The 24028-nt window shown below is 32.8% G+C and carries 25 protein-coding genes; 9 read left to right on the top strand and 16 right to left on the bottom strand.

Annotation, left to right across the window (positions count from 1 at the left end; genetic code table 11):
• Positions 1-19: 19 nt before the first annotated feature.
• Together EYD46_RS11770 and EYD46_RS11765 are read left to right on the top strand one after the other, a co-directional pair.
• A complete protein-coding gene (locus tag EYD46_RS11770; RefSeq protein WP_130937342.1) occupies positions 20-781 on the top strand; it encodes an exodeoxyribonuclease III in 762 nt (253 codons plus the stop codon).
• Between the two features lie 28 nt (positions 782-809).
• Complete coding sequence (locus tag EYD46_RS11765) at positions 810-1772, top strand: OmpA family protein (RefSeq protein ID WP_130937341.1); 963 nt, start codon at positions 810-812, stop codon at positions 1770-1772.
• Positions 1773-1868: 96 nt separating this feature from the next.
• Here EYD46_RS11765 and EYD46_RS11760 read toward each other — a convergent pair whose 3' ends face one another.
• The 3 genes from EYD46_RS11760 to EYD46_RS11750 form a co-directional block, all read right to left on the bottom strand.
• The gene (locus EYD46_RS11760; protein WP_174719903.1) at positions 1869-2639 is read right to left on the bottom strand and encodes a hypothetical protein; all 771 of its coding nucleotides are present in this window, start codon (positions 2637-2639) and stop codon (positions 1869-1871) included.
• Positions 2639-3388 carry a hypothetical protein gene (locus EYD46_RS11755; protein WP_130937340.1) on the bottom strand — a complete coding sequence of 250 codons (750 nt, stop codon included), beginning with the start codon at positions 3386-3388 and terminating at the stop codon, positions 2639-2641. Before EYD46_RS11755 ends, EYD46_RS11760 begins: the two co-directional genes overlap by 1 nt.
• 276 nt (positions 3389-3664) lie before the next feature.
• Positions 3665-3934, bottom strand: coding sequence for a hypothetical protein (locus tag EYD46_RS11750; protein WP_130937339.1), 270 nt, complete (start codon positions 3932-3934; stop codon positions 3665-3667).
• Positions 3935-4029: 95 nt separating this feature from the next.
• Here EYD46_RS11750 and EYD46_RS11745 point away from each other — a divergent pair, with 95 nt between their 5' ends.
• Complete coding sequence (locus EYD46_RS11745; RefSeq protein WP_130937338.1) at positions 4030-4500, top strand: DUF1569 domain-containing protein; 471 nt, start codon at positions 4030-4032, stop codon at positions 4498-4500.
• A gap of 55 nt (positions 4501-4555) precedes the next feature.
• Here EYD46_RS11745 and EYD46_RS11740 read toward each other — a convergent pair whose 3' ends face one another.
• From EYD46_RS11740 to EYD46_RS11715, 6 genes are all read right to left on the bottom strand, one after another.
• Positions 4556-5563 carry a phytase gene (locus EYD46_RS11740; RefSeq protein WP_130937337.1) on the bottom strand — a complete coding sequence of 336 codons (1008 nt, stop codon included), beginning with the start codon at positions 5561-5563 and terminating at the stop codon, positions 4556-4558.
• A gap of 3 nt (positions 5564-5566) precedes the next feature.
• Positions 5567-8413 (bottom strand): TonB-dependent receptor, encoded by a 2847-nt coding sequence (locus EYD46_RS11735; RefSeq protein ID WP_174719902.1) that lies wholly within the window; start codon positions 8411-8413, stop codon positions 5567-5569.
• Positions 8414-8630: 217 nt separating this feature from the next.
• Entirely contained in the window at positions 8631-8891 is a 261-nt protein-coding gene (rpmA, locus tag EYD46_RS11730) for a 50S ribosomal protein L27 (protein WP_076698461.1), read from the bottom strand.
• 37 nt (positions 8892-8928) lie between these two features.
• On the bottom strand, positions 8929-9609 hold the full coding sequence (gene rplU / locus EYD46_RS11725) for a 50S ribosomal protein L21 (RefSeq protein ID WP_130937336.1): 681 nt from the start codon (positions 9607-9609) through the stop codon (positions 8929-8931).
• A 97-nt stretch (positions 9610-9706) separates the two neighbouring features.
• On the bottom strand, positions 9707-10159 hold the full coding sequence (locus tag EYD46_RS11720) for a DUF4199 domain-containing protein (protein WP_130937335.1): 453 nt from the start codon (positions 10157-10159) through the stop codon (positions 9707-9709).
• Between the two features lie 162 nt (positions 10160-10321).
• Positions 10322-11197 (bottom strand): DMT family transporter, encoded by an 876-nt coding sequence (locus tag EYD46_RS11715; protein WP_130937334.1) that lies wholly within the window; start codon positions 11195-11197, stop codon positions 10322-10324.
• A gap of 100 nt (positions 11198-11297) precedes the next feature.
• Here EYD46_RS11715 and EYD46_RS11710 point away from each other — a divergent pair, with 100 nt between their 5' ends.
• Positions 11298-11684 carry a heavy-metal-associated domain-containing protein gene (locus EYD46_RS11710; protein ID WP_130937333.1) on the top strand — a complete coding sequence of 129 codons (387 nt, stop codon included), beginning with the start codon at positions 11298-11300 and terminating at the stop codon, positions 11682-11684.
• A gap of 74 nt (positions 11685-11758) precedes the next feature.
• Here the strand turns inward: EYD46_RS11710 and gldD are convergent, their stop codons facing one another.
• The 3 genes from gldD to EYD46_RS11695 are packed head-to-tail and all read right to left on the bottom strand — an operon-like array spanning position 11759 to position 14227.
• A complete protein-coding gene (gldD, locus tag EYD46_RS11705; protein WP_130937332.1) occupies positions 11759-12412 on the bottom strand; it encodes a gliding motility lipoprotein GldD in 654 nt (217 codons plus the stop codon).
• 1 nt (position 12413) lies between these two features.
• The gene (locus tag EYD46_RS11700; protein ID WP_130937331.1) at positions 12414-13742 is read right to left on the bottom strand and encodes a gliding motility-associated protein GldE; all 1329 of its coding nucleotides are present in this window, start codon (positions 13740-13742) and stop codon (positions 12414-12416) included.
• Between the two features lie 26 nt (positions 13743-13768).
• Positions 13769-14227: a single-stranded DNA-binding protein gene (locus EYD46_RS11695; RefSeq protein ID WP_130937330.1), complete on the bottom strand. Its 459-nt coding sequence runs from the start codon at positions 14225-14227 to the stop codon at positions 13769-13771.
• 550 nt (positions 14228-14777) lie between these two features.
• Here EYD46_RS11695 and EYD46_RS11690 point away from each other — a divergent pair.
• Positions 14778-15167 carry a hypothetical protein gene (locus EYD46_RS11690; RefSeq protein ID WP_130937329.1) on the top strand — a complete coding sequence of 130 codons (390 nt, stop codon included), beginning with the start codon at positions 14778-14780 and terminating at the stop codon, positions 15165-15167.
• Between the two features lie 53 nt (positions 15168-15220).
• Here the strand turns inward: EYD46_RS11690 and mutY are convergent, their stop codons facing one another.
• Positions 15221-16267 (bottom strand): A/G-specific adenine glycosylase, encoded by a 1047-nt coding sequence (gene mutY, locus EYD46_RS11685; RefSeq protein WP_130937328.1) that lies wholly within the window; start codon positions 16265-16267, stop codon positions 15221-15223.
• Positions 16268-16409: 142 nt separating this feature from the next.
• Here mutY and EYD46_RS11680 point away from each other — a divergent pair, with 142 nt between their 5' ends.
• Together EYD46_RS11680 and EYD46_RS11675 are read left to right on the top strand one after the other, a co-directional pair.
• Positions 16410-16700 (top strand): HU family DNA-binding protein, encoded by a 291-nt coding sequence (locus EYD46_RS11680; protein WP_116039361.1) that lies wholly within the window; start codon positions 16410-16412, stop codon positions 16698-16700.
• A 315-nt stretch (positions 16701-17015) separates the two neighbouring features.
• Entirely contained in the window at positions 17016-18560 is a 1545-nt protein-coding gene (locus EYD46_RS11675) for an Rne/Rng family ribonuclease (protein WP_130937327.1), read from the top strand.
• Positions 18561-18755: 195 nt separating this feature from the next.
• Here the strand turns inward: EYD46_RS11675 and EYD46_RS11670 are convergent, their stop codons facing one another.
• The 3 genes from EYD46_RS11670 to ahcY all read right to left on the bottom strand — a co-directional run bounded on the left by EYD46_RS11670 (position 18756) and on the right by ahcY (position 22188).
• Entirely contained in the window at positions 18756-19382 is a 627-nt protein-coding gene (locus tag EYD46_RS11670; RefSeq protein ID WP_130937326.1) for a hypothetical protein, read from the bottom strand.
• A 101-nt stretch (positions 19383-19483) separates the two neighbouring features.
• The gene (locus EYD46_RS11665; RefSeq protein WP_130937325.1) at positions 19484-20521 is read right to left on the bottom strand and encodes an aldo/keto reductase; all 1038 of its coding nucleotides are present in this window, start codon (positions 20519-20521) and stop codon (positions 19484-19486) included.
• A gap of 350 nt (positions 20522-20871) precedes the next feature.
• Positions 20872-22188 carry an adenosylhomocysteinase gene (gene ahcY, locus EYD46_RS11660; protein WP_130937324.1) on the bottom strand — a complete coding sequence of 439 codons (1317 nt, stop codon included), beginning with the start codon at positions 22186-22188 and terminating at the stop codon, positions 20872-20874.
• 131 nt (positions 22189-22319) lie between these two features.
• On the opposite strand from ahcY, the gene EYD46_RS11655 reads away from it, so the two are divergent.
• Positions 22320-22946: a 4'-phosphopantetheinyl transferase family protein gene (locus EYD46_RS11655; protein WP_130937323.1), complete on the top strand. Its 627-nt coding sequence runs from the start codon at positions 22320-22322 to the stop codon at positions 22944-22946.
• Entirely contained in the window at positions 22946-23662 is a 717-nt protein-coding gene (locus EYD46_RS11650; RefSeq protein ID WP_165454376.1) for a phosphoglycerol geranylgeranyltransferase, read from the top strand. Before EYD46_RS11655 ends, EYD46_RS11650 begins: the two co-directional genes overlap by 1 nt.
• The last annotated feature ends 366 nt before the right edge of the window (positions 23663-24028 follow it).

Raw genomic sequence — 24028 nt, 5'->3', positions numbered from 1 at the left:
CATTTTATAAAAAGGAAAAATGAAAATTATATCGTACAATGTTAATGGTATTCGTGCTGCTATAAATAAAGGTTTTATAGATTGGTTAAAAAGTGCAAATCCAGATGTGATTTGTTTACAGGAAATTAAAGCCATGAAAGAACAATTGGATTTAAGTTTGTTTGAAGAAGCAGGCTATACCTATAACTACTGGTTTAGTGCTCAAAAAAAAGGATATAGTGGTGTTGCTATTTTAAGTAAAATAGAACCTAACCATGTAGAATATGGTACGGGTATAGAGTCTATGGACTTTGAAGGGCGTAATTTACGAGTAGATTTTGATGGTGTTTCTGTGATGAGTTTGTATTTGCCATCTGGGACAAACGATGCACGATTACAACATAAATTGGATTATATGGCTATGTTTCAAGAATACATCAATGATTTAAGGAAAGAGGTGCCTAACTTGGTAATTTGTGGAGACTATAATATCTGTCATGAAGAAATAGATATTCATAACCCAAAAATGAAAGGTGTTTCAGGTTTTCTACCTGAAGAACGTCAATGGATTGGACAGTTTATAAATAGTGGATTTGTAGATTCTTTTAGGTATATTAATCCTGAGCGACAAGAATATAGCTGGTGGAGTTATCGTGCTAATGCAAGAGCGAATAATAAGGGTTGGCGATTAGATTACGCTATGGTATCGCAACCTTTACAAGAAAATATAAAAAGAGCCGTTATACTAACCGAAGCAGTGCATAGCGATCACTGTCCAATATTAGTAGAAATAGAAAATTAAACCTATAAATCAGTAAAAAATAACCCAAATGAAAATTAAATATAGTGTATTAATAGCTTTAGTGTTTGCAAGTATTACCTCATGTGTGTCTCCAAAAGTATACAAAGACTTGGAAAGCAAGTATGCTACTTTGAAGCAAGAAAATAGAAAATTGAATAAGGAAAACGAATCATTACTTGCTGGAAAAACTAAGGCTGAAAATGAACTTGATAAGTTAAAAACAGCTTACGATGAAGCTGTTGCAGAGCGAGATCAGTTACGAAGCGATTACGCAGCAACTAAATCTAATTTGGATAATTTAAAGGCATCTTATGCTGCTTTGGAAAAGAATAGCTCTGCAGCTATTGCTAAAAACTCTCAAAAAAACAGAGAGCTTTTAGCACAGTTAGAAGCGAAGGAGCAAGCTTTATCAGCTGAAAATGAGCGCCTAGAAAAATTGAAAAAAGCTTTAGAAGAGCGTTCTAGTCGTATTGCGGAATTAGAAAACGTAATTGCAACTAAAGATGCTGCAATGACACAGCTTAAAAACGCTATTTCAAGAGCCTTAACAGATTTTGAAGGTAAAGGATTAACTGTTGAGCAAAGAGGCGGGAAGGTTTATGTGTCTATGGAGAACAAACTTTTATTTCAATCAGGTAGTTGGGCAGTAAATACAGATGGAAAAACGGCCGTAAGAAGCCTAGGTAATGTTTTAGCTGAAAATCCTGAAATTGCAGTTTTAATTGAAGGACATACCGATAATGTACCTTATTCTGGTAACGGTGCGCTAACTAGTAACTGGGATTTATCCACCAAACGCGCTACGGCAATTGTAAATATCTTAAGAGAAAATGCAGCCATAAACCCTGAAAATTTAACGGCAGCAGGTAGAGGAGAATACGCTCCTATCGCAACTAATACAACTGAGGAAGGTAAAGCAAAAAACAGACGAATAGAAGTTATACTAACACCTAAGTTAGACGAATTATCGCGTTTATTAAATGAGCAGTAGTCAAGAAATTCTTGGGATAAGTATTTTAGCTAGAGCATCAGGTAATATTAAAAACTGATATTAATATATTTTGGAATTATCTGGATATGGTAGATGTCAATATCCAGTTACCAATAAACGTTTTGCGCCCTTAATTCCACATTTTTGATAATGATTGTAGGCTTTTGCTGCACGTTCTCTAATTTCTAAATCTGTTTCATCTTTTACCCAACCATCTAATGCCCATTTTAATGTGTAAGCCTCTGGTGACATTAGTCCTGTAGACCAAACTAAAGGGTTTGCTTTTGTTGAGTTAAGATACGGTTTAAAATAAGGTTTACTTGCACAAGCTAAAATAATAGCATCTCGGTTTTTTTTATCAATCGGTTCAAAATTGCCAGTAACATCAAATTCCATTAACCCGTCGTGTCCTATATAAGCTATTAAGTTAGCACTGCCTCCAAATTTGAATTTTTGGGTTCCATTGGTTACGCTAATAGGGTTTCGCCCAGCTGTAGCCTCCAAAAAATCTTTTGTGGATTGTTTTATGTGCTTACCATCATAGGCATCAGCAAGTAGATAAGTGTTTGTTGTGGAGTGTTTAAATAAAATACGCTCTAGAATATGACTTTCTGGATTTTTTATAGACGATACTAATGTCCAATCTTTACTTCTTTTAAAGTAACTTTTTACACCAAACATAGCTCCCCAATATAGATTGTTTTTAGGATCTTGTCCGTTTCCTAGTTTAGCAGGAACGGGAACTATACCCTGATTTATATTGTCGCATAAGGCAACAAAAACATGAATGCTCTTGTAGTTAGAATTTGATTGACTAAAACCAAAGCTTACAAGAAATAGCGCAATAAAACATAAAATATGATGCATCAGGAAGTAGGTATTACTAGTTTTTCATTTAAAATCCACTTTTTTACTAAAGTGTTATTTGTAGTTATTTCAGCAAACACATAAAAATTAGAATTAAAACATGGCGATGTTTCTGCCAATTCAATCATCACTTTATCATCATAATAGCTTGAATGTAAAAAATAAAGTTCTTTGTCTTTTAATAAAATATACCCCACATGATTATCTAATCCTACAAAATAAATACCATTGGTATATGTAGTGTTCAATTTTTGTTTTAAAACTTCAAAGGATACATTTGAAAATAGCTTTAGTTTATCTTTAGCTTGTAGAGCTTGTGCTTCAATTAAACCTGCTTGCTGTGCCATTTTATATCTATTTATATTAAAACCTAAGTGTTTTAGGGTTGTTGATACAAAATAACCGCAAGCTATATCGCCTACATTAGGAATATTGGTATGTCCATTAAAATCCCAAGAAGTCCCATACCAATGAGGTACTATGTTATTTATAAGTTGATCATATATAAAATGAGAAGCACTATCTATAGCTTTTGTGGAATCGATGCTGTAAAGTATTTTAAAATGGGTTCTTTTTTTTAGAATGTGTGTTTTTAAGGTATTGTAATTACCTCTTTTTTTGTAATTGATATTTAATTTCAAACTATCTATTACAGGATGACTTTCTTTAATGATTTTAACTTTTACAATATTGCTTTTAGCTATAGTAGGAGAGCTTTCTTTAGAATGTTTGCATCCAAAGCATAGCATAAAGATGATTATAAGAGGTAATACTTTGATAATAGAAAAGCGTTTGGTTTATAACTATAACTCAAACGCTTTGTACTATATTGTTAAAAGTGAAAATTTATATTTTAATCAAAAGGAATTCCCCGTATGCTTGCATCGGGGTTTCAGTTGAAATTGTCATTCCCGTGAATACGGGAATCTAAAATACAGAATTTCGATTTTTGGCTTAAAGGCAAAATGAAACCAGTGAAATACTCCTACGGCTTGCCCTGGGGATGGTTGGTTTCAAGAAATTCTTTATTCCACTAAATCTTCTTCAAAATACCACCACAAACTAGAATCGATAGATGTTTTCATTCTGCACACATCCACATTATCTTTAAAGAATACTGTTAAATGTTCTCCAACTCGGTTGCGTTCTACACTTTTTCTAATTTCAACAGTATCTACTTCGTTAAAATGCTCTAAATGTTTTTTTATTCTAGTGTCTAACGATTCGTCACCAAGAAAAATTTTAATCGTAGGTTGCGTTGGGGAGTTTCTAATTTCTGATCTAAAGGGAAGCATAAGCATTAATTTTTAAGGTAAAACATCTCTAAGATTACAAATGCAATACCTTAAAGTTACTAAAATATTTTGGAATTATATGCTTACATTTAGGTATGCCAAACACAAATATTAAAAAATTACGGGTACAGTTATCACAAATTGAAGCTTTTATGCCTCATTTTAGAGCTGTAAACACTTCAGTTTCTAAAGTTTCTGTAGGATGGCAATTAGACCATAGTTTGAAAGTTATTAATGGCGTTTTTAACACTATGGCTAATTCTAATCCAAAACATTACAAACGTAATTTCAACTTAAGCCGCATTATTCTTTTTAGTTTAAACTATATTCCTAGAGGAAATGCAAAATCGCCAAAAATAGTAGTGCCACCCAATACTATTTTAGAGAAAGATTTAGAAAAACAATTACATACAGCAAAACGTCTCCTAGATGGTATCGGTACTCTAGATGAAGCGCATCATTTTAAACATTTTATTTTTGGTACATTGTCTAAAAAACAAACACTCAGGTTTTTAAGATTACATACGCATCATCATTTAAAAATTATAGGGGACATATTAAAATAAAAAACCCTTTCTAAATTAAAGAAAGGGTAAACTAATACTTATAAAAAAGTTGAATTTATTCCATTAGCTCAAGTTTTGCTAAATCATGAAAGTAAAAGTTCTTTTCATTATTCATACTTATAAATAAGCCATTTGGGAAGGTTTCTCCCAAGGCAATTGTAGTTACATCACAACCATCGGTTTCAATAGTGCCGAGATTAATTTCCTTAATAAAAGCATTGGTTTTAGCATCAAATATATTAAAAGTATGTGCTTGTTGATTAGAAACAATTAAGAATGCTCTATTACCATAATCTGCAATGGCGATACCTTCAATATCTTCTTTAAAGTATTCTCCTCCAAAACAGTAAATTTCATTAACGGTTTTTGAAGGTTCGGCATAGTATTTCCTGATGCAGTGACCTTCATCAGAATAGTAAACAATACCTTTTTTATCATCTACTGCAATGGCTTCTATTTCTTTTTTACCACTAAACTCGCCAAACTGTCGCACTAGTTCTACTTTAATGCCAAGACTATCCGAGATAAGCTCATATTGGTATAAATATCCATGATTAGGACCGGTTTTTCGTCCTACTATTGCATAAACCTTTTTTGTTTCTGGAGACTTATAGAGTGCTATACCCATAGGTAAGTTGTGTTCGGGTAGTTTGGCATCTTCAAATACTTTAAAGCCACCGCTATCTAGAGGTTTCATGTCAGGTACAGAAAACAATCTAATTTGCTGACGCTCTCTTTCTGTAAATACAATAATATCTACTTCGGTGGAATCATTCAGTTTAAATCCATATTCCAGATCAATATTATTGGGGCGTTTCAAACCTCTTATGGTTTTTTCTTCAATAATTTCCCCTTTTAAATTAAAGGCATAAATTGCTCCTTCTGTGTTTTTGTCTGTACCAAAAACTATACTTTTTGAAGTATCGTTTGGGTTTATCCATATAGCAGGATCATCAGTATCATGTAAAGTCTTTTCTGTTATTACATCAGGGGCAACAACAGGCAACGTTTTCGCACATGATACCAGCAGTAATCCAGCTATAATTATGATGTATTTTTGCATATATTACTTGTTCTTTCTTTTGAATAAATCGTACTTTAAACCAATGGATAATCTTTGACTATAATATTCCATTTGCATGGTTCTGCTCTTAACACCTTGGAAGTATCGTAGAGGTTGATCTGTAATATTATTCAAATCTACATATAAACGTAAATTGTCATTAAAAGCATAAGAAGCATTAAAATCCAAGAAGAATTGCTCGTCGTAGTAACGATCTTCAAAAGCATTTCCTCCAATTTCATCTATGTAAGCATCAGAGAAGTTTGCAGATAGCCTTAAGTTTAATCGTTTTCCTCCATAAGAAATAGAGCCGTTAAACATGTTTGGTGCTGTTCCAGGTAAATCCAGATCTGTACGTTCATCACCATCTTCGTTTCTAATGCCGTCTGCACTTGATGTTAAATAGGTGTAGTTTAAGAAAATGCTGAAATTTTTAGCAAACCCAGGTAAGAAGTCTAACTGACGTTGAAAAGAAACTTCTATACCTGTAATAGTGGCATCGTCTCCATTTTGCGGTTGGAATGCATCAAACCCAGTTGAGCTATCTGTAAACTGTGATGTATAAATGAAGTCCTCAATATTCTTATGAAAAATTCCACCAGAGATTAATCCCACGCTTTTAAAGTAATGTTCTGCCATCAAATCGAAGTTCATAGATTTTGTAGCGCTTAACTCTGGGTTACCAATGCTTACCTCTTCATCCTCTCTAACTACATTTCTAAACGGTACTAAATCAATATAGTTGGGTCTAGCTAGTGTGTTTGTCCAAGCAAAGCGTAATACGGTATTATCAGTAATATTATATTTAAAATGTATACCGGGTAAAATGTTAATATAAGAGTTATCGTCTTTAATCTCACCAGAGGCGTTAGGATCGAAATCTCCATCTTCATCAAAAACAACTAAGTTTCCAGTGGTTTCAATTTCACTATTCTCTAGACGAATACCGGCTAAAATTGATAGTTTATCAGATACCTGTTGATTAATCATGGCGTAACCAGCATATACATCTTCTTTTACCAGATAATTGCCTGATAAAAATTCGTCTACTATGGATTCACTCTCAAACAAGTCTGAATTTTGCAAATCTAAGGTTCCTAAATATTCAGGATCTACATAAGGTCCAGCAACATATTGACTGCCAGCTAAAAAGTCGTCATTAGTTTGATCGACAAGTGGCAATTGCGACATATTATTAAAAATGCTGGATTCTGGCGAAAATTCGAAAAAGTTATTATCCCTGTTTTTTTCCTTAAATCTTAATCGTCCCCCAACTTTTATAAATCCTTCTTGCTCATTTACAAGGCTTAAAGGTATTTGTAAGTTAGCAAAGAAGTTCCAATCTTTTTCTTCAGTAAATTGATTTTCTTCTGTTATTTCATTTAAGCTGTATCTACTAAGAATAGCATCACTGGGATTAGCTGGTACAATTACAGGAAATCTTGTATTTGAAAAATCTGCTGAAAAAGGTATAGGGTTACCATCTGCAGTTTCTTCCAATTCATATTCAATATAACGCTCATTTAAACGTTCCTCAGAAGCACTTGCGTAAGATCCCATCCAATCGAATTTCATCTTTCCAATTAAATGTTCTCCCCCTAAAGAGTAGTTTTGCATGCGCTGGTCTTCCAAACGTGTATTTTGGTTTCTGTCATTATCGATACCACCTTTAGTTTGTCTTCTTATTTCGCCTTGAAAGCCCGTTATGTTTTCTGTGCCTTCTTCAAAAATAGGCTCTATAGAACGGTAGCGTAATCTATAACGATTTTCTCTATCGTCTCTCCAATTGTACATGGTTTTTAAGTACAACTTATTGTTAGGGTTAAAAGTATAATCAAGATTAGCAGAGAAACTTCTTCTGATACGTTGCACTAAATATGTTCTAATATCTGATTCTTCTACAAAAGGATCAACATCTATATCCTCTCCAGATAATGGACTTTCAGCTTCATTTACCCATTCGGCTTCGACATTATCGGAACCAAAATCAGTATCATTGATTGAAGCTGCTAACATAAAGCCAAACTTTCCATCGTCAGTTCTGTCCCCAATTAAGAAAGAACCGTTAACTATACGTCTATTGGTAATAAAATTAACACCAGAACCTGCTGTAGCAGCAACTCTAAATCCGTTTGGGGATGTTCTGGTTACTAAGTTAACGGAGCCACCAAGCGCATCTCCATCCATATCAGGAGTTACAGCTTTATTTACCTCGATAAGTTGAATCATATCCGCAGGGATGAGATCCATTTGAATATTTCTGTTGTCTCCTTCAGCTGAAGGAATACGGCTTCCGTTTAAAGTAACAGAGTTTAATTGAGGGGCCAAACCACGAACAATAATGTTACGGGCTTCACCCTGATCTACTTGCATAGTAATTCCAGGAATACGTTTTACTGCGTCACCAATATTTGCATCTGGGAATTTACCAATTTGATCTGTAGAGACTACATTTGTGATGTTTTGTTTGTTTTTCTGTGCATTTAAAGCTTTAACCTGTCCGCTATTGTAACCATTAATAACCACATCTTGAAGTTCAATAGATTTTGATTCTAATGTGATGGTCACAGATATAGTTATGCCTTCTTCTACAGCTACCTCTTTTTCTGCATTAGAATAACCTAGATACATAACTTTAACAGTTTGACTTCCCGTTGGGACGTCAACCAGTAGAAATTTACCATCTGCATCTGATATAGTGCCTTTATTTAAAGATTCTATAATAACACTAGCAAATGGAACAGCAAGACCTTCTTGGTCTGTTATAGTACCTTGAATATTAACACTTTGAGCAAATCCAAGCAATGAAAAAAATAATGATAGGGATAAAAATACGTAGTACTTTTTCATAATTAAATTGTCGATTAGTTATTCGAACGAAATAACAAAAGACTACTATGAATAAGTTTAATTGATTTTTAAGCTTGTGTTATGTGTGAGACAGAAAATACATAAATTTTAAATTGAGTTAACATTAACTAAAAGTTTAATAAACATTTCAAATATTGAGATAAAAAAACCCTTTCTGTACACAGAAAGGGTTTTAAAAACTTTTAAGAATAGTTTCTTAAGCCTCAAAAGGCTCTATAGAAACATAAGATTTGTTGTCTTTTTTCTTTGTAAATTTTACAATGCCATCAACTTTAGCATGTAATGTATGATCTTTGGAAGAATATACATTCTCACCTGGATGGTGTGTGTTTCCTCTTTGTCTTACGATAATGTTACCAGCAATTGCTGCTTGACCACCAAAAATCTTAACACCTAAGCGTTTCGATTCTGATTCTCTACCGTTTTTCGAACTTCCGACTCCTTTTTTATGTGCCATTTTATTTCGATTTTATATTTTAAACTTGATAGAAAGCTTACGCTTTACCACCGTCTAATTCGTCTTGCCATTTTTTTAGTTCGTCCCACTTACCTTCAGCAGCTAGTTTAGCTTGTGCAGGCCAAGTATCAGTAACATGGTTACCACGAACGTTTGCAATGATTTCTGAAATTGCTTCTGGCTTAGCCTTAGCTAATTCAGCAAAAGTAGCGATACCAGCTTCTACTAATGTTGAAGCGATTTTAGGACCAATACCTTCAATTTTCTTTAAATCATCTGCTTTTTCCTTTTTTGGAGCTGCTTTAGGTTTAGCTTCTGCTTTAGGTGCAGCAGCTTTTGTTTCTACTTTTGGCTCCGCTTTTTTAACTTCTTTTTTTGGAGCAGCCTTTTTAGCAGGCTTAGCACCAGAAGCTACAATGCTTTCAATTACGATTTCAGTTAAAGATTGTCTGTGTCCATTTTTTACACGGTAACCTTTTCTTCTTTTCTTTTTGAAAACTATTACCTTATCTCCTTTAAGGTGTTTTAAGACTTTTGCACTTACTTGTGCTCCGCCTATAGCTGGGGCGCCTACAGTTACATTGCTACCATCTCCAATTAAAAGAACGTTGTCGAAAGATACTTTCTTACCTTCTTCTGTTTGTAAACGATTAACAAAAACTTTTTGGTCTTTCTCAACTTTAAATTGATGCCCTGCTATCTCTACAATTGCGTACATAGCGTAACGTTTATATTAATTATTTATATTACAAAAACACCTTAATTTGTTTAAGGCGGGTGCAAATATAATTCTAATTAATTAATCTACAAACGTTTTACTTGTTTTCAACGTAATTATTACTGTTTTTAAAAAGTTGCATTACTGTTAGCGAAGATACTAACGATGTGGATAGGCCCATAACAGCAACTACAAACACTACCAAGCCAATATGAGATTTAAAACCCCAATTCATATTTTCTAATAAAGTTGGTAGAAAATCTGAATTGATTTCAGTTGTATAAAACAAGAAAAATAATGTAAAAACTATAGTAGCTGTCACACCAGTAATTACACCTGTTTTAAAGCCATCTCCATAAGAAAAATTATTAGGATATTGTAGTTTAGTGATTTTTATAGCTTCGTAAGTACCAAAGAGTGTAATTGCTGCATTTATTAAACTAAAAGCAGGGTTTGTATGCTTATTAAAAAGGGATAGTACTAAAAAGTAAGCTATTAAAACAGCACTAGTTACTAAACCAAAACGAATGGGAAGGATAGCATTTCTCATAAAAAGTTAAATTTTTAGTTGTTCTAAAATTGTGACTTACCAGTAATAATAGAATGTTACTGTTCAAAATAGAGGGGGTGTATTTAACCTTTTCAAATTACTTAAAGTTCGCAAAAAAAAATGACTTTAAATAATTTTTAATGAAATAATTGATATTTAATGCTATTTGCGTTTATGGGCTAAATACACACCAATTAGAATAATTAGAGTTGCAATGGCCTGTAAAAAACTAAAACGTTCGTTATCCAAAATACCCCAAAAAACAGCAACAATTGGCATTAAATATGCTACGGAAGAAGCGAATACAGGTGTGGAGATATGCACCAATTTGTTAAACATGACTTTAGCTATTGCAGTACCAAATAAAGACAATAGAACCATGTAAAACAATGCAGGTTTTAAAGTTGGTGCAGATAATACTTCCATCTTAAAAAAACCAGAACATAATAAGATAATTATAGCAGGTAAAACGATAACTGCAAAATTACCAACAGCAATTGTAAGTGCATTTACGTGTTGTAGATACCGTTTTAAAATATTTAAACTAGCAGCATACATAAATGTTGCTATAATTACAAATGCAACATAAAGGTAATTTTGATCTGGGTTTATAGAAGCACCATTCAATACCAAAAGAATTGCACCTAATAAGCCTATAAAAACACCTACAACTTGTCGTTTTGAAGATTTTACATTAAATACAAAAAAGCCTAACATGATGGTGTTTAATGGGACTAGTGAATTTAAGATAGAAGCAATGGAACTATCAATTTCGGTTTCTGCAAAAGCAAATAGAAAAGCTGGAAAAAAAGTCCCTAAAAGCCCTGTTAAGATTACCCATTTCCACTCTTTTAATTTTATTGATTTTACACGTTTAAACCCAAAAATGAATAGAAAAAATGAAGTAAAAATAATTCGAATTGCTCCTAATTGCACTGGAGTTAAACCTAATAGCCCTTTTTTTATCAAAATAAAAGAACTTCCCCAAATAATGGCAAGTACTATTAAATAAGCCCATTTTAGGGAATTAGTAGACATAATAAGCGAATATTCTTTTTAGAAGCACAAAAGTCAAGTTTTTAAAGTAATAAATAGCATTAATTAGTAATTTTGTAACATAATTTAAAAATTAATTAAAATGAAAGCTATAAAATATATTCTTGGGGTTTGTTTGTGTGTCTTTTTAGTAGTGAGCTGTAAAAATGAGAAGCAACCAGAAGTAAAGACCGTAGAGGTTGATACTGCTTCTGAGAAAACATTGGACCCTAATGCGACTTATGCTAAAGCTGAATTTACCGTTAAGGGTATGACTTGTGCTGTAGGCTGCGCAGCTACTATTGAAAAGAAAATAGCCAAGATGGAAGGCGTGAAATTTGCTAAAGTAGATTTTGAAAAAGAATTGGCAATGGTTGAGTATGATGAAGCTAAAGTAAATCCTGCGAGTTTGGAGAAAACAGTAACTAATGTTGCAGATTTATATAAAGTAGTTGATATGAAAACTGTTGAAGCGTTTTCAAATAAATAAGTAATAAAAATAAAGTCCTCAAATTTTAATTTAAGTGTTTATAAGTTAAAGCTTCTCTAAAAAGGGAAGCTTTTTTATTTAGATAACTGATTATTAGCATCAAGATCAATTTTCTCATAGGTGGTAAAATTTGCATTATTCTGCCACTTTATGCTTTCCATAATCCTTTGAATATCCTTTTTTAAATAAGAAGCTGCAGGTAAAATAGAATCGTAGTTAGGCTTAGTTTTAAAATACAATGAGCCTGTTAAAAAATGTTGTGTACTATCAGTCACATAAAACTGTACAGGAGAAGCTGCATTACCCTTAACCTCTGATAGCATACCATACACCTTAAGTTTGTAATTTTCATAAGGATAACGAGGAATTTCGTCAGCTTTTTTGGTATGTTCTAATGTTAGTTTTTGTGCATCTCTTAAAAAGGCGTTTAGGTTTTGCTCATTGTTCTCAATTGCTCTATATGTTAAAAAAACAGTAGCTTTTAAAGACGTGTACTCTAAATTTATACCATAACCTTCGGTTGTGCTTTTAAGCGGTATAACCTTAACATCATCAATTAAACTACTTATTTCAAAAGCTAAAGGTATGTTAGGCAATTGCTGCATTTGGTAGGATACCTTAGGGTAATCTAATCTTAAATACCCTTTTGGTTTTGGAGTGTAATCTTCCTTCCCACAGGAAAGAAATCCTAAAATTAGAATTAAAAAAAACAGGAGTTTAGTTTTCATATTAGTTGATAGTAACTTTTACGCGCTTTATCCGCTTTTTATCCATGGCTTCAATAGTAAAAACGTAGTCCCTGAAAAATATTTTAGATTGTAGTTTAGGAAAGCTACCAGATATTTCTAAAACAAAACCAGCAATGGTTTCAGCCTCACCCTTTTCGTCTTCAAAAATACTATCATCCTCAAGTTTAATTACTTTGTAAAAATCTTTTAAAGCAGTTTTACCTTCAAATACATAATTTTTATCGTCCAGTTTGGAATAGTTTATGTCTTCATCATCAAATTCATCACTTATATCACCAACAATTTCTTCTATAATATCTTCTAAAGAAATTAAACCAGAAGTGCCACCGTACTCGTCAACCACAACAGCTAAATGTACTTTTTTCTCTTGAAATTCTGCCATTAAATCGTCTAGCTTTTTGTTTTCAGGTACAAAAAATGGCTCTCGTAATAATTCTTTCCAATCAAACTGTTTTCTGTCAATATATGGCAGTAAATCTTTTATATAAAGAATGCCTTTAATTTGGTCTATATTTTCTTCGTAAACAGGAATTCTAGAATATCCATGTGCGATAATCTCAGGGATAATCTCAGTGTATTTTTGTTCAATATTTAAAGCAAAAATATCTATACGTGGGCGCATTACCTGCTTGGTATCGGTATTTCCAAAAGACACAATGCCTTGTAAAATTTTCTTTTCTTCTTTAGAAGTATCACCATGATCTGTTAACTCCAAAGCTTGCGATAGTTGGTCTACACTAAGATTAGATTTTTGTTTCCCCAACCGTTTATGGATACCTAAAGTAGTACTACGCATTGGTAAACTAATAGGAGATAATAGCGTATCTAAAACCTTTAAAGGATATGCCATAATACTTGCAAATTTCAGGTTGTTTCTGCTGGCATATATTTTGGGTAAAATCTCACCAAAAAGTAATATCAAAAATGTAATTAAAATTACTTTTATAAAGAAAACCAAATCTACTTTAAAAAAATAGAAATCAATTTCAGTAGTAATATCCCTAAACATAAAGTCTCCAAGATAATCAAACAAAAGTACTACCGCTATATTTATAAAATTATTGGCTACTAAAATTGTAGCCAATAGTTTTTTTGGGCGCTCTAATAGCTGTAGAATAATTTTAAAAGTTTTATTGTCTGCTTCAGGATGGTTATCAATATCCGTTCTTGAAAGCGAAAACATAGCAACTTCAGCCCCTGATATTAAGGCAGAACAACACAAAAGCACAAAAAGCAATAGAAAACCAGAGACAATTGAAATATCAACTGTTAAAATTAAAAATTGTAAACTCGGGGGTTCAGGATCCAAGGATTTCAGTTTTGGTTATACTTGAATTAAAAAGGGAGATCATCATTATCATCAATTGATGGGTTACTAGATGTAGATTGGTTAACAGTGGGGTTTGATGCGGGTAATGGGTTGCCACTATTAGCAGCTGCATTTGTTTCGTTTTCTTTTTTAGTGCTTAAAAACGTAAAATCAACACATTGTATTTCGGTAGAATACCTATCATTTCCCTTGTCGTCAGTCCACTTTCTTGTCTTTATGCGTCCCTCAATATATACTTTATCGCCTTTGCTTAAGTATTTTTCACATATTTCAGCACCCTTGTTACGCACCACTATATTATGCCATTCTGTATTTGTAATACGCTCGTTAGTTTGTTTGCTCATATAAGTTTCGCTAGTAGCCAGTGGAAATCTACCAACACAGCCGCCCCCCTCAAAATAATGCATCTTTACATCATCACCTAAATTCCCAATCAACATTACTTTATTTAACGAACCAGCCATAATTTTAAATTTTTAGAGAATGCAAAAATAGACATTCAAACTTCATAGTTCTAAAATTAATAAAAAAATAAGAATATTCTAAGATTTGTTTGTTTTTTGGGCGCCTGACTGCCGGTAGGCAGGCTTTCGGCTATATCTTTTTCTCGTGTCTCAAAAAAGGATGCCGCAGTAATCCCTAACATAGGTCTATCTGTAAATAATTGGACTAAACAAAAGCAATAATGTGTTTGCTAAAGCGTTATCAGCTAAAACAACCAAAGATTAAAGCATTATCAAAATACGAAAAAATAGGTTTAAGCATATTTGCTATAGTTATAGCATTCGTTTTAACTACTATGTCGAGTTCTTCCTACAACCTTCTCAAAATAAGTTTAATTGTTTTTATAGCAATTCTTCTAGGCGCTTTGACAATATCAATATTTATTATGGTATGGTCTCCAAAAAACTGGAAGTCAACATTTTTGCAAAGTTTTAATATTTCATTTGGTTTAAGTGCTCTACTTTTTATTTGTGGTTATTTGTTTACTGCGTTACACCCTATTATTTTAAAATGAGAATTTTTTACAAAATATTAACGATTGTTTTAGGGGTGCCAATTCTAGTTTTTGTATTTTTTTTAGGAAGCTTCCTGTTAGTAGAAGGGTACAATATATTTGACCCCTATATTGATACAGAATTTGCTAAAAACTACACTTTCGAAAAGTTTGATTTAATAGAAATGAATTTTACCAAGGAAGAGGTAATTAACATCCTTGGCGAACCATTGTCTAAGAATACATGGAAAAATGAAATTCAATTCATGTATACTCGCGACTCGTATTTAAGTAAAAAAAGTAAGCGTAAATACTTGATTAGAGATTTTGCTTGGTACCGTTCTAATATATATTTTGATACTAAAGGGGTAATTACGAGAATAGATAAAGGTTGGAGTTATGATTAGTATATATTCGTTCAATCAGAGAAACATATTTAAGTTATAAGACTAAGTAAACTCTAATCTTTAAATTCTTCAAACCCCTCAATAAACTTCCCAATCAAAATAGGTACAGGATATTCAGTTATCTTTTCAAAAGGAATTCCATTTTCAACTGATTCTACTGAAACCGTCCAAAATGTCGTATTCAGATGTTGGTGAGATAACTTATGTACTTTAGGTACATTATTATATTGGTGTAATTCAAAAGTCTTGTTTTTTAAAATAGGATGTGCTTTAGCTAGTTTTAAAAACGCATCATAATCAAGATGCTGTTCAGTTTCAATTAATGGAAACTGATATAGGTTTTGCCAAATCCCTTTTCCTTCACGTTTTTCCAATATAGTATGTTTGTCTTCAGAGAGAAAAACCAAAAAATTAAAGTAGCGCTGCTTAACCTTAGTCTTTTTCAATTTTACGGGTAGCTTATCAATTGTACCTTTATTATAAGCAACACAAGAATCTTGAAAAGGACAAAACATACAATCAGGGTTTTTAGGCCTGCATTGTGTTGCACCAAACTCCATAATAGCCTGATTAAAAGTTGCAGGATCCTTTTCATCAATTAATTCCTGAGCAAGCGTTTTAAATTCTTTAATGCCATTAGTGGAATTAATAGGTGTTTCAATACCAAAATAACGCCCCAATACACGGTACACATTACCATCAACAACTGCAGTTGCTTCCTCATAACATATTGAAGCAATAGCGCTGGCCGTATAATCTCCAACGCCTTTTAATTGTAATAGTCCTTTATAAGTATTGGGAAATTCTCCGTTTAGTTCATTAACAATATATTTTGCAGTAAAATGTAAATTTCTGGCACGAGAGTAATACCCAAGCCCCTGCCATAATTTTAGCACTTCACTTTCGCTAGCTTTAGCAAGATGAAATACCGTTGGGAATTCAGTAACAAAAGCTTCGTAATAAGGCAGGCCTTGTTTAACTTGAGTTTGCTGTAAAATAATCTCAGAAAGCCAAATAAAATATGGGTTTTTAGTTTTGCGCCATGGTAAATCTCTCTTATTGCTTGAGTACCAGTTGATTAAAATATTTGAAAAAGACATGCTTTTATTTTCTACCAAGTGCTAAAATAAACGTTTATAATCTTAAATTTTAGTGAATTAGGTTTGAAATATTGAATATTAAATGCATATATTTGCATCCCTTTTAAAATTTATATAACCCAAATAATAAAAAAGACTAAAAATGACAAAGGCCGATTTAGTAGCAAAGATTTCTGAAAAGCTAGGAATTGAAAAAGGAGATGTACAAGCAACTGTTGAATCTTTTATGGAGGAAGTAAAAACATCTTTAGAAAGCGGTGATAATGTATATTTGAGAGGTTTTGGAAGCTTCATTATTAAAACAAGAGCTGAGAAAACAGGTAGAAATATCTCTAAAAATACTACTATAAAAATACCAGCACACAACATACCAGCATTCAAGCCTGCAAAAGTTTTTGTTGAGGGTGTTAAAACTAACGTAGAAGTTAAGTAAAAAGCATTTAAAATAAATCATTAATTTAAAAGACACTATTTATGCCAAGTGGTAAAAAACGCAAAAGACATAAGGTAGCGACGCACAAGCGTAAAAAACGTAGACGCGCTAACCGTCACAAAAAGAAAAAATAAATAAAAAAAGTAGTGAGATAGCTACTTTTTTTGTTTGAAAACACAACAAAGTTCTTTGAAATGAGTTCATAAATTTTTAGCACTGTAATAGGTGTGTTTTGAACTCCACGGATTAAAATCCTGTGAAAAAAATAATGTTTAATCCATTCCGATAATTATTATTGGGATAAAAATTAACACAATGGATAAAGAATTGATTATTCGATCTAATTCAGAAGCTGTTGATTTTGCCTTATTAAAAGATGGAAAACTTATTGAATTACAAAAGGATGAAGATGATAACAATTTTTCGGTTGGCGACGTGTTTATTGCCAAAATCCGTAAAACTGTTCCAGGACTAAATGCTGCATTTGTTAATGTAGGTTACGAGAAAGATGCATTTTTGCACTATCATGATTTAGGTCCTAAATTACCTTCACTTTTAAAATTCACAAAACGTGTAAGCACAGGTAAACTAAAAGATTTTTCTTTAAAAAACTTCCCATTTGAAAAGGATATTGAGAAAGATGGCAAAATTGCCGACGTCTTAAAATCCAATCAATCGCTATTAGTACAAGTAGTAAAAGAACCAATATCTACAAAAGGCCCAAGAATAACTTCAGAGTTATCTATAGCCGGTAGATATATTGTTTTAATGCCTTTTTCTAACCGCATTTCTATTTCACAAAAAATAGAATCTCGAGAAGAAAAAGATCGTTTAAAACGTTTGGTAAAAAGTATCACGCCGCAAGGTTTTGGTATAATTGTTCGTACTGTAGCACAAGGCAAAAAAGTAGCCGAATTAGATAAAGATTTACAGAATTTGCTCCAGCGATGGAATGCAATGTGTAAAAAGTTGTACAAAGCACATCACCCTAGTAAAGTATTAGGAGAAATGAATAAAGCCTCGTCTATTTTACGAGATATATTTAACGACACCTTTACAGGAATAACAGTTGATGATGAAACACTGTACTACCAAATTAAAGATTATTTGCAAGAAATTGCACCAAAGAAAGAATCAATAGTAAAACTGTATCAAAATCGTGTTCCTGTTTTCGAAAAGTTCGGGATAGAGCGACAGATAAAAACCTCTTTTGGAAAAACCGTTTCCATGACAAAAGGCGCCTATTTGGTAATAGAACATACCGAAGCCCTTCATGTTATTGATGTAAACAGCGGTAACAGATCTAACAAATCAAACAACCAAGAGGAAACAGCTTTAGAAGTTAATTTAATTTCAGCTACAGAAATTGCACGCCAATTACGTTTACGTGATATGGGAGGCATTATAGTAATTGATTTTATTGACATGACAAAGTCTGATAACAGGCAGAAACTGTTTCAACACCTTCGAGAAGAAATGAAGGACGACAGAGCAAAACATAAAATACTGCCACCAAGTAAATTTGGTTTGATACAAATAACAAGACAACGCACGCGCCCAGAAATGAATATAAAAACCCGAGAGGAAAACCCCAACGGTTTAAATGGCGCAGAGGTTGAAGCACCAATAAGTATAGTGCAAAAAATTAACCAAGATCTTGAAAGACTATTCAAAAAAGACTATAAGAAGGTGACTCTAAACACACATCCTTTTATAGCAGCCTTTTTAACCAAGGGCTTTCCATCTGTACGTTCTAAATGGTTTTTAGAACACAAGAAGTGGGTTAAAGTTTTACCCCGAGATGCTTACACATATCTAGAGTACCATTTTTTCGATAAAGATGGTAATCAAATTAAATAATTAAAAAACCCGCTACTTTTTAAAGTTTGCGGGTTTTTTGTTTTTTGGGCGTTACCCCGATAAGGGGTCGGGCTTTCACTAGTCGCTCCTCCGTTGTCGGGAGCTCCAACATGCCGTTCAATCCCTAACGCGGGGCTTATTTACTTTTAAAAGTTCTAAACTGAAATAAATCTGTGCTTTTTTGGACTGGTTTTTTTACGTTTTTATCATATTAATCATTCCATAAGAATAACTACCTTTTGGAAGCCTTTCTCTGAAATCCTTGAAATATTTCCATAAATTAAATTCAGTATTTATTGCATTTAATATATTCCGAACATTTTTTATTTCTATCATTTCAGGGTTTTGATATCTTTTATTTTCTGGTTCCCAATAAGAATAAACTCGTCTTGTCTTTCCATCTCCGATTTCAAAAATATAAGTCTTTCCGTCAAATCCTTTTGGATAATTTTCAATTTCAGAACAATCTTTCAAGGTTTCGATATTTTCTGCATTTAGAAATTTGATTAATTTTTTAACAATTCTGTTTGGAATTTTAATTTTTTGATAAATGACTTCTGTTTTGTTCCTTTTTTTATTGTGTGTTATAAAATTCGTCAAAGTACCACTATAAGTTGAATCAGTTATTTTAATCAGTTCTACAACTTGATAATGTGTCCAAATTCGATAGGCTTTTTTTAAATTCAGACTATCGTAATGTTTTAATCCAATTTCAATTCGGTTAGACTCGATATATGTACTCCAAAAAGGTTCCTTTTCGGTTTGTCCAAATGCTAAAGTCGTAATCAAACTAAAAATTAATATGTGAATTTGTTTTTTCAATTGTTTACCAACTTTTGCAGGTATATATTACTTTAATGACTTATATTCAACGGCAAACGAAGTTCAAAAAACTTTCTTACAAAGTCAAGTACTGTACTAACTTAAGGCGCAGGATTAGGAATAGTACCATGCACCTCATTTATTTGCGATATAATATCCTCACTTAAATCGATATTAATACTTGCAATATTCTCTTTAAGCTGCTCTAAATTGGTAGCACCAATAATACTACTAGTTATAAAAGGACGTTGATTTACAAAAGCCAAAGCCATTTGCGCTAATGTTAATCCATTGCGTTCAGCGATTTCTAAATAGCGTTTTGCAGCTTCTGTTGCTTGCTTACCGCTATAACGTGCAAACCTTGGGAACAATTTTAGTCGTGCATTATCAGCTGCTTTCCCTTGTATATATTTCCCTGATAGTACACCAAAAGCCATTGGCGAATAGGCTAGCAAACCAATATTTTCTCTTAAAGACACTTCTGCCAAATCCCCTTCAAATGTTCTACATAATAAAGAATAGGCATTTTGTATGGTTATAGGGCGCGGTAAGTTATTTACTTTGCTTTCTTGAAGAAATCGCATCGTGCCCCAGGCTTTTTCATTAGATAAGCCTATATGTCTAATTTTACCAGCTTTTATTTGATGCTCTAAAGTGTGTAATACTTCATTAAAATTGTCTTCCCAAGTATCATTTGGGTTGTGGTTATAATCTCTAACACCAAAGGTATTGGTTTCACGTTCTGGCCAATGTAATTGGTATAAATCTATATAATCAGTTTCAAGACGTACCAATTCAGCATCTATAGCTTCAATAATAGAAGATTTGCTAAATCCAGTAGTACGTATATGAGCTGTATAATCTCCATTACCTGCAATTTTAGAGGCAAGTACAACCTTATCTCTATTACCTATTTTCTTTAACCAACTACCAATAATTTCACTTGTTTTTCCTTGAGTTTCAGGACTTGCTGGTACCGGATATAATTCTGCCGTATCAATAAAGTTTACACCTTTCTCAAAAGCATAGTCTAGTTGCTTGTGGCCTTCTGCTTCTGTGTTTTGGTTGCCCCAGGTCATAGACCCCAAGCATATTTTGCTAACTTTTATATTGGTATTTGGTAATGTTGTATATTTCATAGTAACTATTCTGTCATTCCTGCAAGGGCAGGAATCTTGTTGTTTAATATATATGTCTTATGTGGATTCCTGCCTTTGCGGGAAGGCATAATTCTTTAACTAAACAAAGATAAAAAACAGCTACCTCTATTTTAGATTTTAACGGTTTTTTTATGCATTAGGGAATAATACTTTTATCTGTGCTGAGTACAAGTTTCATATCAGGGTTCCAGACGTAAGAGTAGTGACAATCAAAATAGTTATACTCACGAGTTCATTAATTTAAAATGGAAGTCAATAAAAAATCCCAAACATTACTGCTAGGGATTTTATCTAAAATTCTAAATATCTAGTAATCTAATTAATCTATATTAATACCTGTAATACTCAGGCTTAAAAGGGCCTTCAACTTCTACACCAATATATTCAGCCTGTTCTTCTCTAAGTTCGGTAAGCTCAACACCAATTTTAGCTAGGTGTAATTTTGCTACTTTTTCATCTAAATGCTTAGGTAGCATGTATACATCATTTTCGTACTTGTCACTATTGTTCCAAAGTTCAATTTGAGCTAAAGTTTGATTAGTGAATGAGTTACTCATTACAAAACTTGGATGCCCAGTAGCACAACCAAGATTTACTAATCTACCTTCAGCAAGTATAATAATGTCTTTACCGTTTACAGTATATTTATCAACTTGAGGCTTAATAGTGTTTTTGGTATGTCCATGGTTTTCGTTTAACCAGGCCATATCAATTTCATTGTCAAAATGTCCAATATTACACACAATAGCTTTGTCTTTTAAAGCTTCAAAATGTTGTGCTTGAACGATGTCTTTATTCCCAGTAGTGGTAATTACTATATCAGCCACAGGAGCAACAGTTTCCAGTTTTTTAACTTCAAAACCATCCATTGCTGCTTGTAATGCACAAATAGGATCAATTTCAGTAACAGTTACAATACTTCCTGCGCCTCTAAATGATGCAGCTGTACCTTTACCAACATCTCCATAACCACAAACAACCACACGCTTCCCGGCAAGCATCACATCAGTAGCACGACGTATAGCATCTACAGCACTTTCTTTACAGCCGTATTTATTATCAAATTTAGATTTCGTAACAGAATCGTTTACATTTATAGCTGGTAATGGTAATGTACCGTTTTTTACACGTTCATATAATCTATGTACGCCTGTTGTGGTCTCTTCACTTAAGCCTTTAATTCCAGGAACTAGTTCTGGGTATCTATCTAAAACCATATTAGTTAAATCGCCACCATCATCTAAAATCATGTTAAGAGGTTGTCTGTCTTCTCCAAAGAAAAGTGTTTGCTCAATACACCAATCAAATTCTTCCTCGGTCATGTCTTTCCATGCATATACTGCGGTTCCTACATCAGCAATAGCGGCAGCAGCTTGATCCTGTGTTGAAAATATATTACAAGAACTCCAAGTAACTTCTGCGCCTAAAGCTTGCAATGTTTCAATTAAAACAGCAGTTTGTATAGTCATGTGTAAACAACCAGCAATTCTTGCCCCTTTTAAAGGCTGGGAATCTTTATATTCTTCACGAAGACTCATTAAGCCTGGCATTTCTGCCTCTGCTAATTCTATTTCTTTTCTACCCCAATCTGCTAAAGTGATGTCTTTTACTTTGTTTGCAACGTAAGGAATTGTTTTTGTACTCATAGTAACTTTTTTCTTTTATTTTAAACCTAAAGTTGATTGGGATTGGCCTATAATTTGGTTAAATTCGCCTACCCAATTATGTAACTCGTCTTAGGCGTTGCAAAGATAACTATTAAGTTTTAGAATACTAAATGCCACTTTACAAAACTATTAGTCCAAATTCACAAACTACTGTTAAAATCTGGAAGATTACCGAGTCTTTTGATGCGCTGATGGCACGTGTAAATTTAAAACCTAATTCCCTTGAGCGTGTTTTAGGGATGAAAAGCGAATTGCACCAAAGGGGATTTTTAAGTGTAAGATGGTTGTTGCAAGAATTTGGGTATTCTGATAAAGATTTGTTTTATGATGAATTTGGAAAACCACACCTAACAGATGGTAGACAAATATCTATAACACACTCCTTTAATTTTTCTGCGATTATTATTAGCGATTTTATTGTAGGGATAGATGTGGAGAAACAACGTGAAAAAATTTCGATAATAGCACATAAATTTGTGGATTATGAGTTTTCCTATTTAAAAGAAGTAGATAAAGATTATATCAAAAAATTAACCATAATTTGGTGTGTAAAAGAATCGTTATACAAGTTGTTTTGTACACCTGGATTAAGTTTTAAAGCGCATTGCCTTGTCATTCCATTTAATATTACAGATGTAGAAACAGTTGCTTGGATTGATTATAACGATTCAAAAAACCGGTATAATATTGAGTTTCTTGAGTTTGAAGGTTTTACCTGTGCTTACGCTATTGCATAATGAATGTTTACCAAAATATATTAAAGGCTAAAGAAAAAGGAGAACAATTATTTGCTGTGTTAATTGATCCAGATAAATTTGAATTGAAAAATACTGGAGGTTTCATTGAAAAAGTAAATAACTCTATTGCTACACATATTTTTGTTGGTGGCAGTGTAGTAGATGCAGATGCTACTGAGGCTTTGGTACATAAAGTAAAAAAGTTTACCAATTTACCGATTGTTTTATTTCCAGGAGATGTTACTCAAATCACTAATTCGGCGAATGCCTTGTTGTTTTTGTCGTTGTTGTCTGGGAGAAATGCTGATTATTTAATAGGAAAACATGTTGAGGCAGTTTCTAAATTGAGAGAGACTACTTTAGAAGTAATTCCAACAGGCTATATATTAATTGATGGAGGTGTAAAAACAGCGGTATCCAGAGTAACTCAAACAGAAGCTATATCAAGAGAGAATTTGCAAACTATTGTTGATACTGTCAAGGCAGGACAGTTATTAGGAATGCAATTGATGTATTTAGAAGCGGGAAGTGGAGCAAGTTATCCCATTTCCAAGGAAATCATTGAAAGAGTAAAAAAAGAGGCAAAGATCCCTTTAATTGTTGGAGGTGGTATTAAAACAAAAACGCAGTTGGAAGATGCTTTTGCTGCAGGAGCAGATCTGGTTGTTGTTGGCACTGCTTTTGAGGAAGATGAATCGTTTTTTGATAAATTATAGAAATGATTTGCCATGTTGAACAAGCTTCAGCATCATAATAATTTTATAAATAACCGTTTCTCTTCACTTTTGTGTTAAGTATAGTTTAGATAAAGAATGTAGAGGAGATAATGTGGTAATATCATTGGAGATAATAATGTTATTACTTATAATTATTTTGAATCGTCTATTATTACATCTTGTTGAAAAAATAAATTTTAAATGTAGTAGAAAACACCATTTATGATTTGTATTTTTAACTCGTATTAACAACCCATGTAAACTGATGATTTAAGTATTAAATCCTATGAAAGAGAAAAAATGTTTAAGGCATTTGAAACTAATTAATAAAATAAAACTGACTTAAAAGTAATAAAAAAACAACGC

Source organism: Hyunsoonleella pacifica (genome assembly GCF_004310335.1).
In the GTDB taxonomy this organism is placed as follows: domain Bacteria; phylum Bacteroidota; class Bacteroidia; order Flavobacteriales; family Flavobacteriaceae; genus Jejuia; species Jejuia pacifica.
This window is presented reverse-complemented; position numbering and strand designations above follow the sequence as displayed.

Bases quoted from the DNA above. Each gene is read 5' to 3' on its own strand.
- EYD46_RS11770 (WP_130937342.1), top strand. From the start codon at position 20: ATGAAAATTATATCGTACAATGTTAATGGTATTCGTGCTGCTATAAAT.
- EYD46_RS11765 (WP_130937341.1), top strand. From the start codon at position 810: ATGAAAATTAAATATAGTGTATTAATAGCTTTAGTGTTTGCAAGTATT.
- EYD46_RS11760 (WP_174719903.1), bottom strand. From the start codon at position 2,639: ATGCATCATATTTTATGTTTTATTGCGCTATTTCTTGTAAGCTTTGGT.
- EYD46_RS11755 (WP_130937340.1), bottom strand. From the start codon at position 3,388: ATGCTATGCTTTGGATGCAAACATTCTAAAGAAAGCTCTCCTACTATA.
- EYD46_RS11750 (WP_130937339.1), bottom strand. From the start codon at position 3,934: ATGCTTCCCTTTAGATCAGAAATTAGAAACTCCCCAACGCAACCTACG.
- EYD46_RS11745 (WP_130937338.1), top strand. From the start codon at position 4,030: ATGCCAAACACAAATATTAAAAAATTACGGGTACAGTTATCACAAATT.
- EYD46_RS11740 (WP_130937337.1), bottom strand. From the start codon at position 5,563: ATGCAAAAATACATCATAATTATAGCTGGATTACTGCTGGTATCATGT.
- EYD46_RS11735 (WP_174719902.1), bottom strand. From the start codon at position 8,413: ATGAAAAAGTACTACGTATTTTTATCCCTATCATTATTTTTTTCATTG.
- rpmA (WP_076698461.1), bottom strand. From the start codon at position 8,891: ATGGCACATAAAAAAGGAGTCGGAAGTTCGAAAAACGGTAGAGAATCA.
- rplU (WP_130937336.1), bottom strand. From the start codon at position 9,609: ATGTACGCAATTGTAGAGATAGCAGGGCATCAATTTAAAGTTGAGAAA.
- EYD46_RS11720 (WP_130937335.1), bottom strand. From the start codon at position 10,159: ATGAGAAATGCTATCCTTCCCATTCGTTTTGGTTTAGTAACTAGTGCT.
- EYD46_RS11715 (WP_130937334.1), bottom strand. From the start codon at position 11,197: ATGTCTACTAATTCCCTAAAATGGGCTTATTTAATAGTACTTGCCATT.
- EYD46_RS11710 (WP_130937333.1), top strand. From the start codon at position 11,298: ATGAAAGCTATAAAATATATTCTTGGGGTTTGTTTGTGTGTCTTTTTA.
- gldD (WP_130937332.1), bottom strand. From the start codon at position 12,412: ATGAAAACTAAACTCCTGTTTTTTTTAATTCTAATTTTAGGATTTCTT.
- EYD46_RS11695 (WP_130937330.1), bottom strand. From the start codon at position 14,227: ATGGCTGGTTCGTTAAATAAAGTAATGTTGATTGGGAATTTAGGTGAT.
- EYD46_RS11690 (WP_130937329.1), top strand. From the start codon at position 14,778: ATGAGAATTTTTTACAAAATATTAACGATTGTTTTAGGGGTGCCAATT.
- mutY (WP_130937328.1), bottom strand. From the start codon at position 16,267: ATGTCTTTTTCAAATATTTTAATCAACTGGTACTCAAGCAATAAGAGA.
- EYD46_RS11680 (WP_116039361.1), top strand. From the start codon at position 16,410: ATGACAAAGGCCGATTTAGTAGCAAAGATTTCTGAAAAGCTAGGAATT.
- EYD46_RS11675 (WP_130937327.1), top strand. From the start codon at position 17,016: ATGGATAAAGAATTGATTATTCGATCTAATTCAGAAGCTGTTGATTTT.
- EYD46_RS11665 (WP_130937325.1), bottom strand. From the start codon at position 20,521: ATGAAATATACAACATTACCAAATACCAATATAAAAGTTAGCAAAATA.
- ahcY (WP_130937324.1), bottom strand. From the start codon at position 22,188: ATGAGTACAAAAACAATTCCTTACGTTGCAAACAAAGTAAAAGACATC.
- EYD46_RS11655 (WP_130937323.1), top strand. From the start codon at position 22,320: ATGCCACTTTACAAAACTATTAGTCCAAATTCACAAACTACTGTTAAA.
- EYD46_RS11650 (WP_165454376.1), top strand. From the start codon at position 22,946: ATGAATGTTTACCAAAATATATTAAAGGCTAAAGAAAAAGGAGAACAA.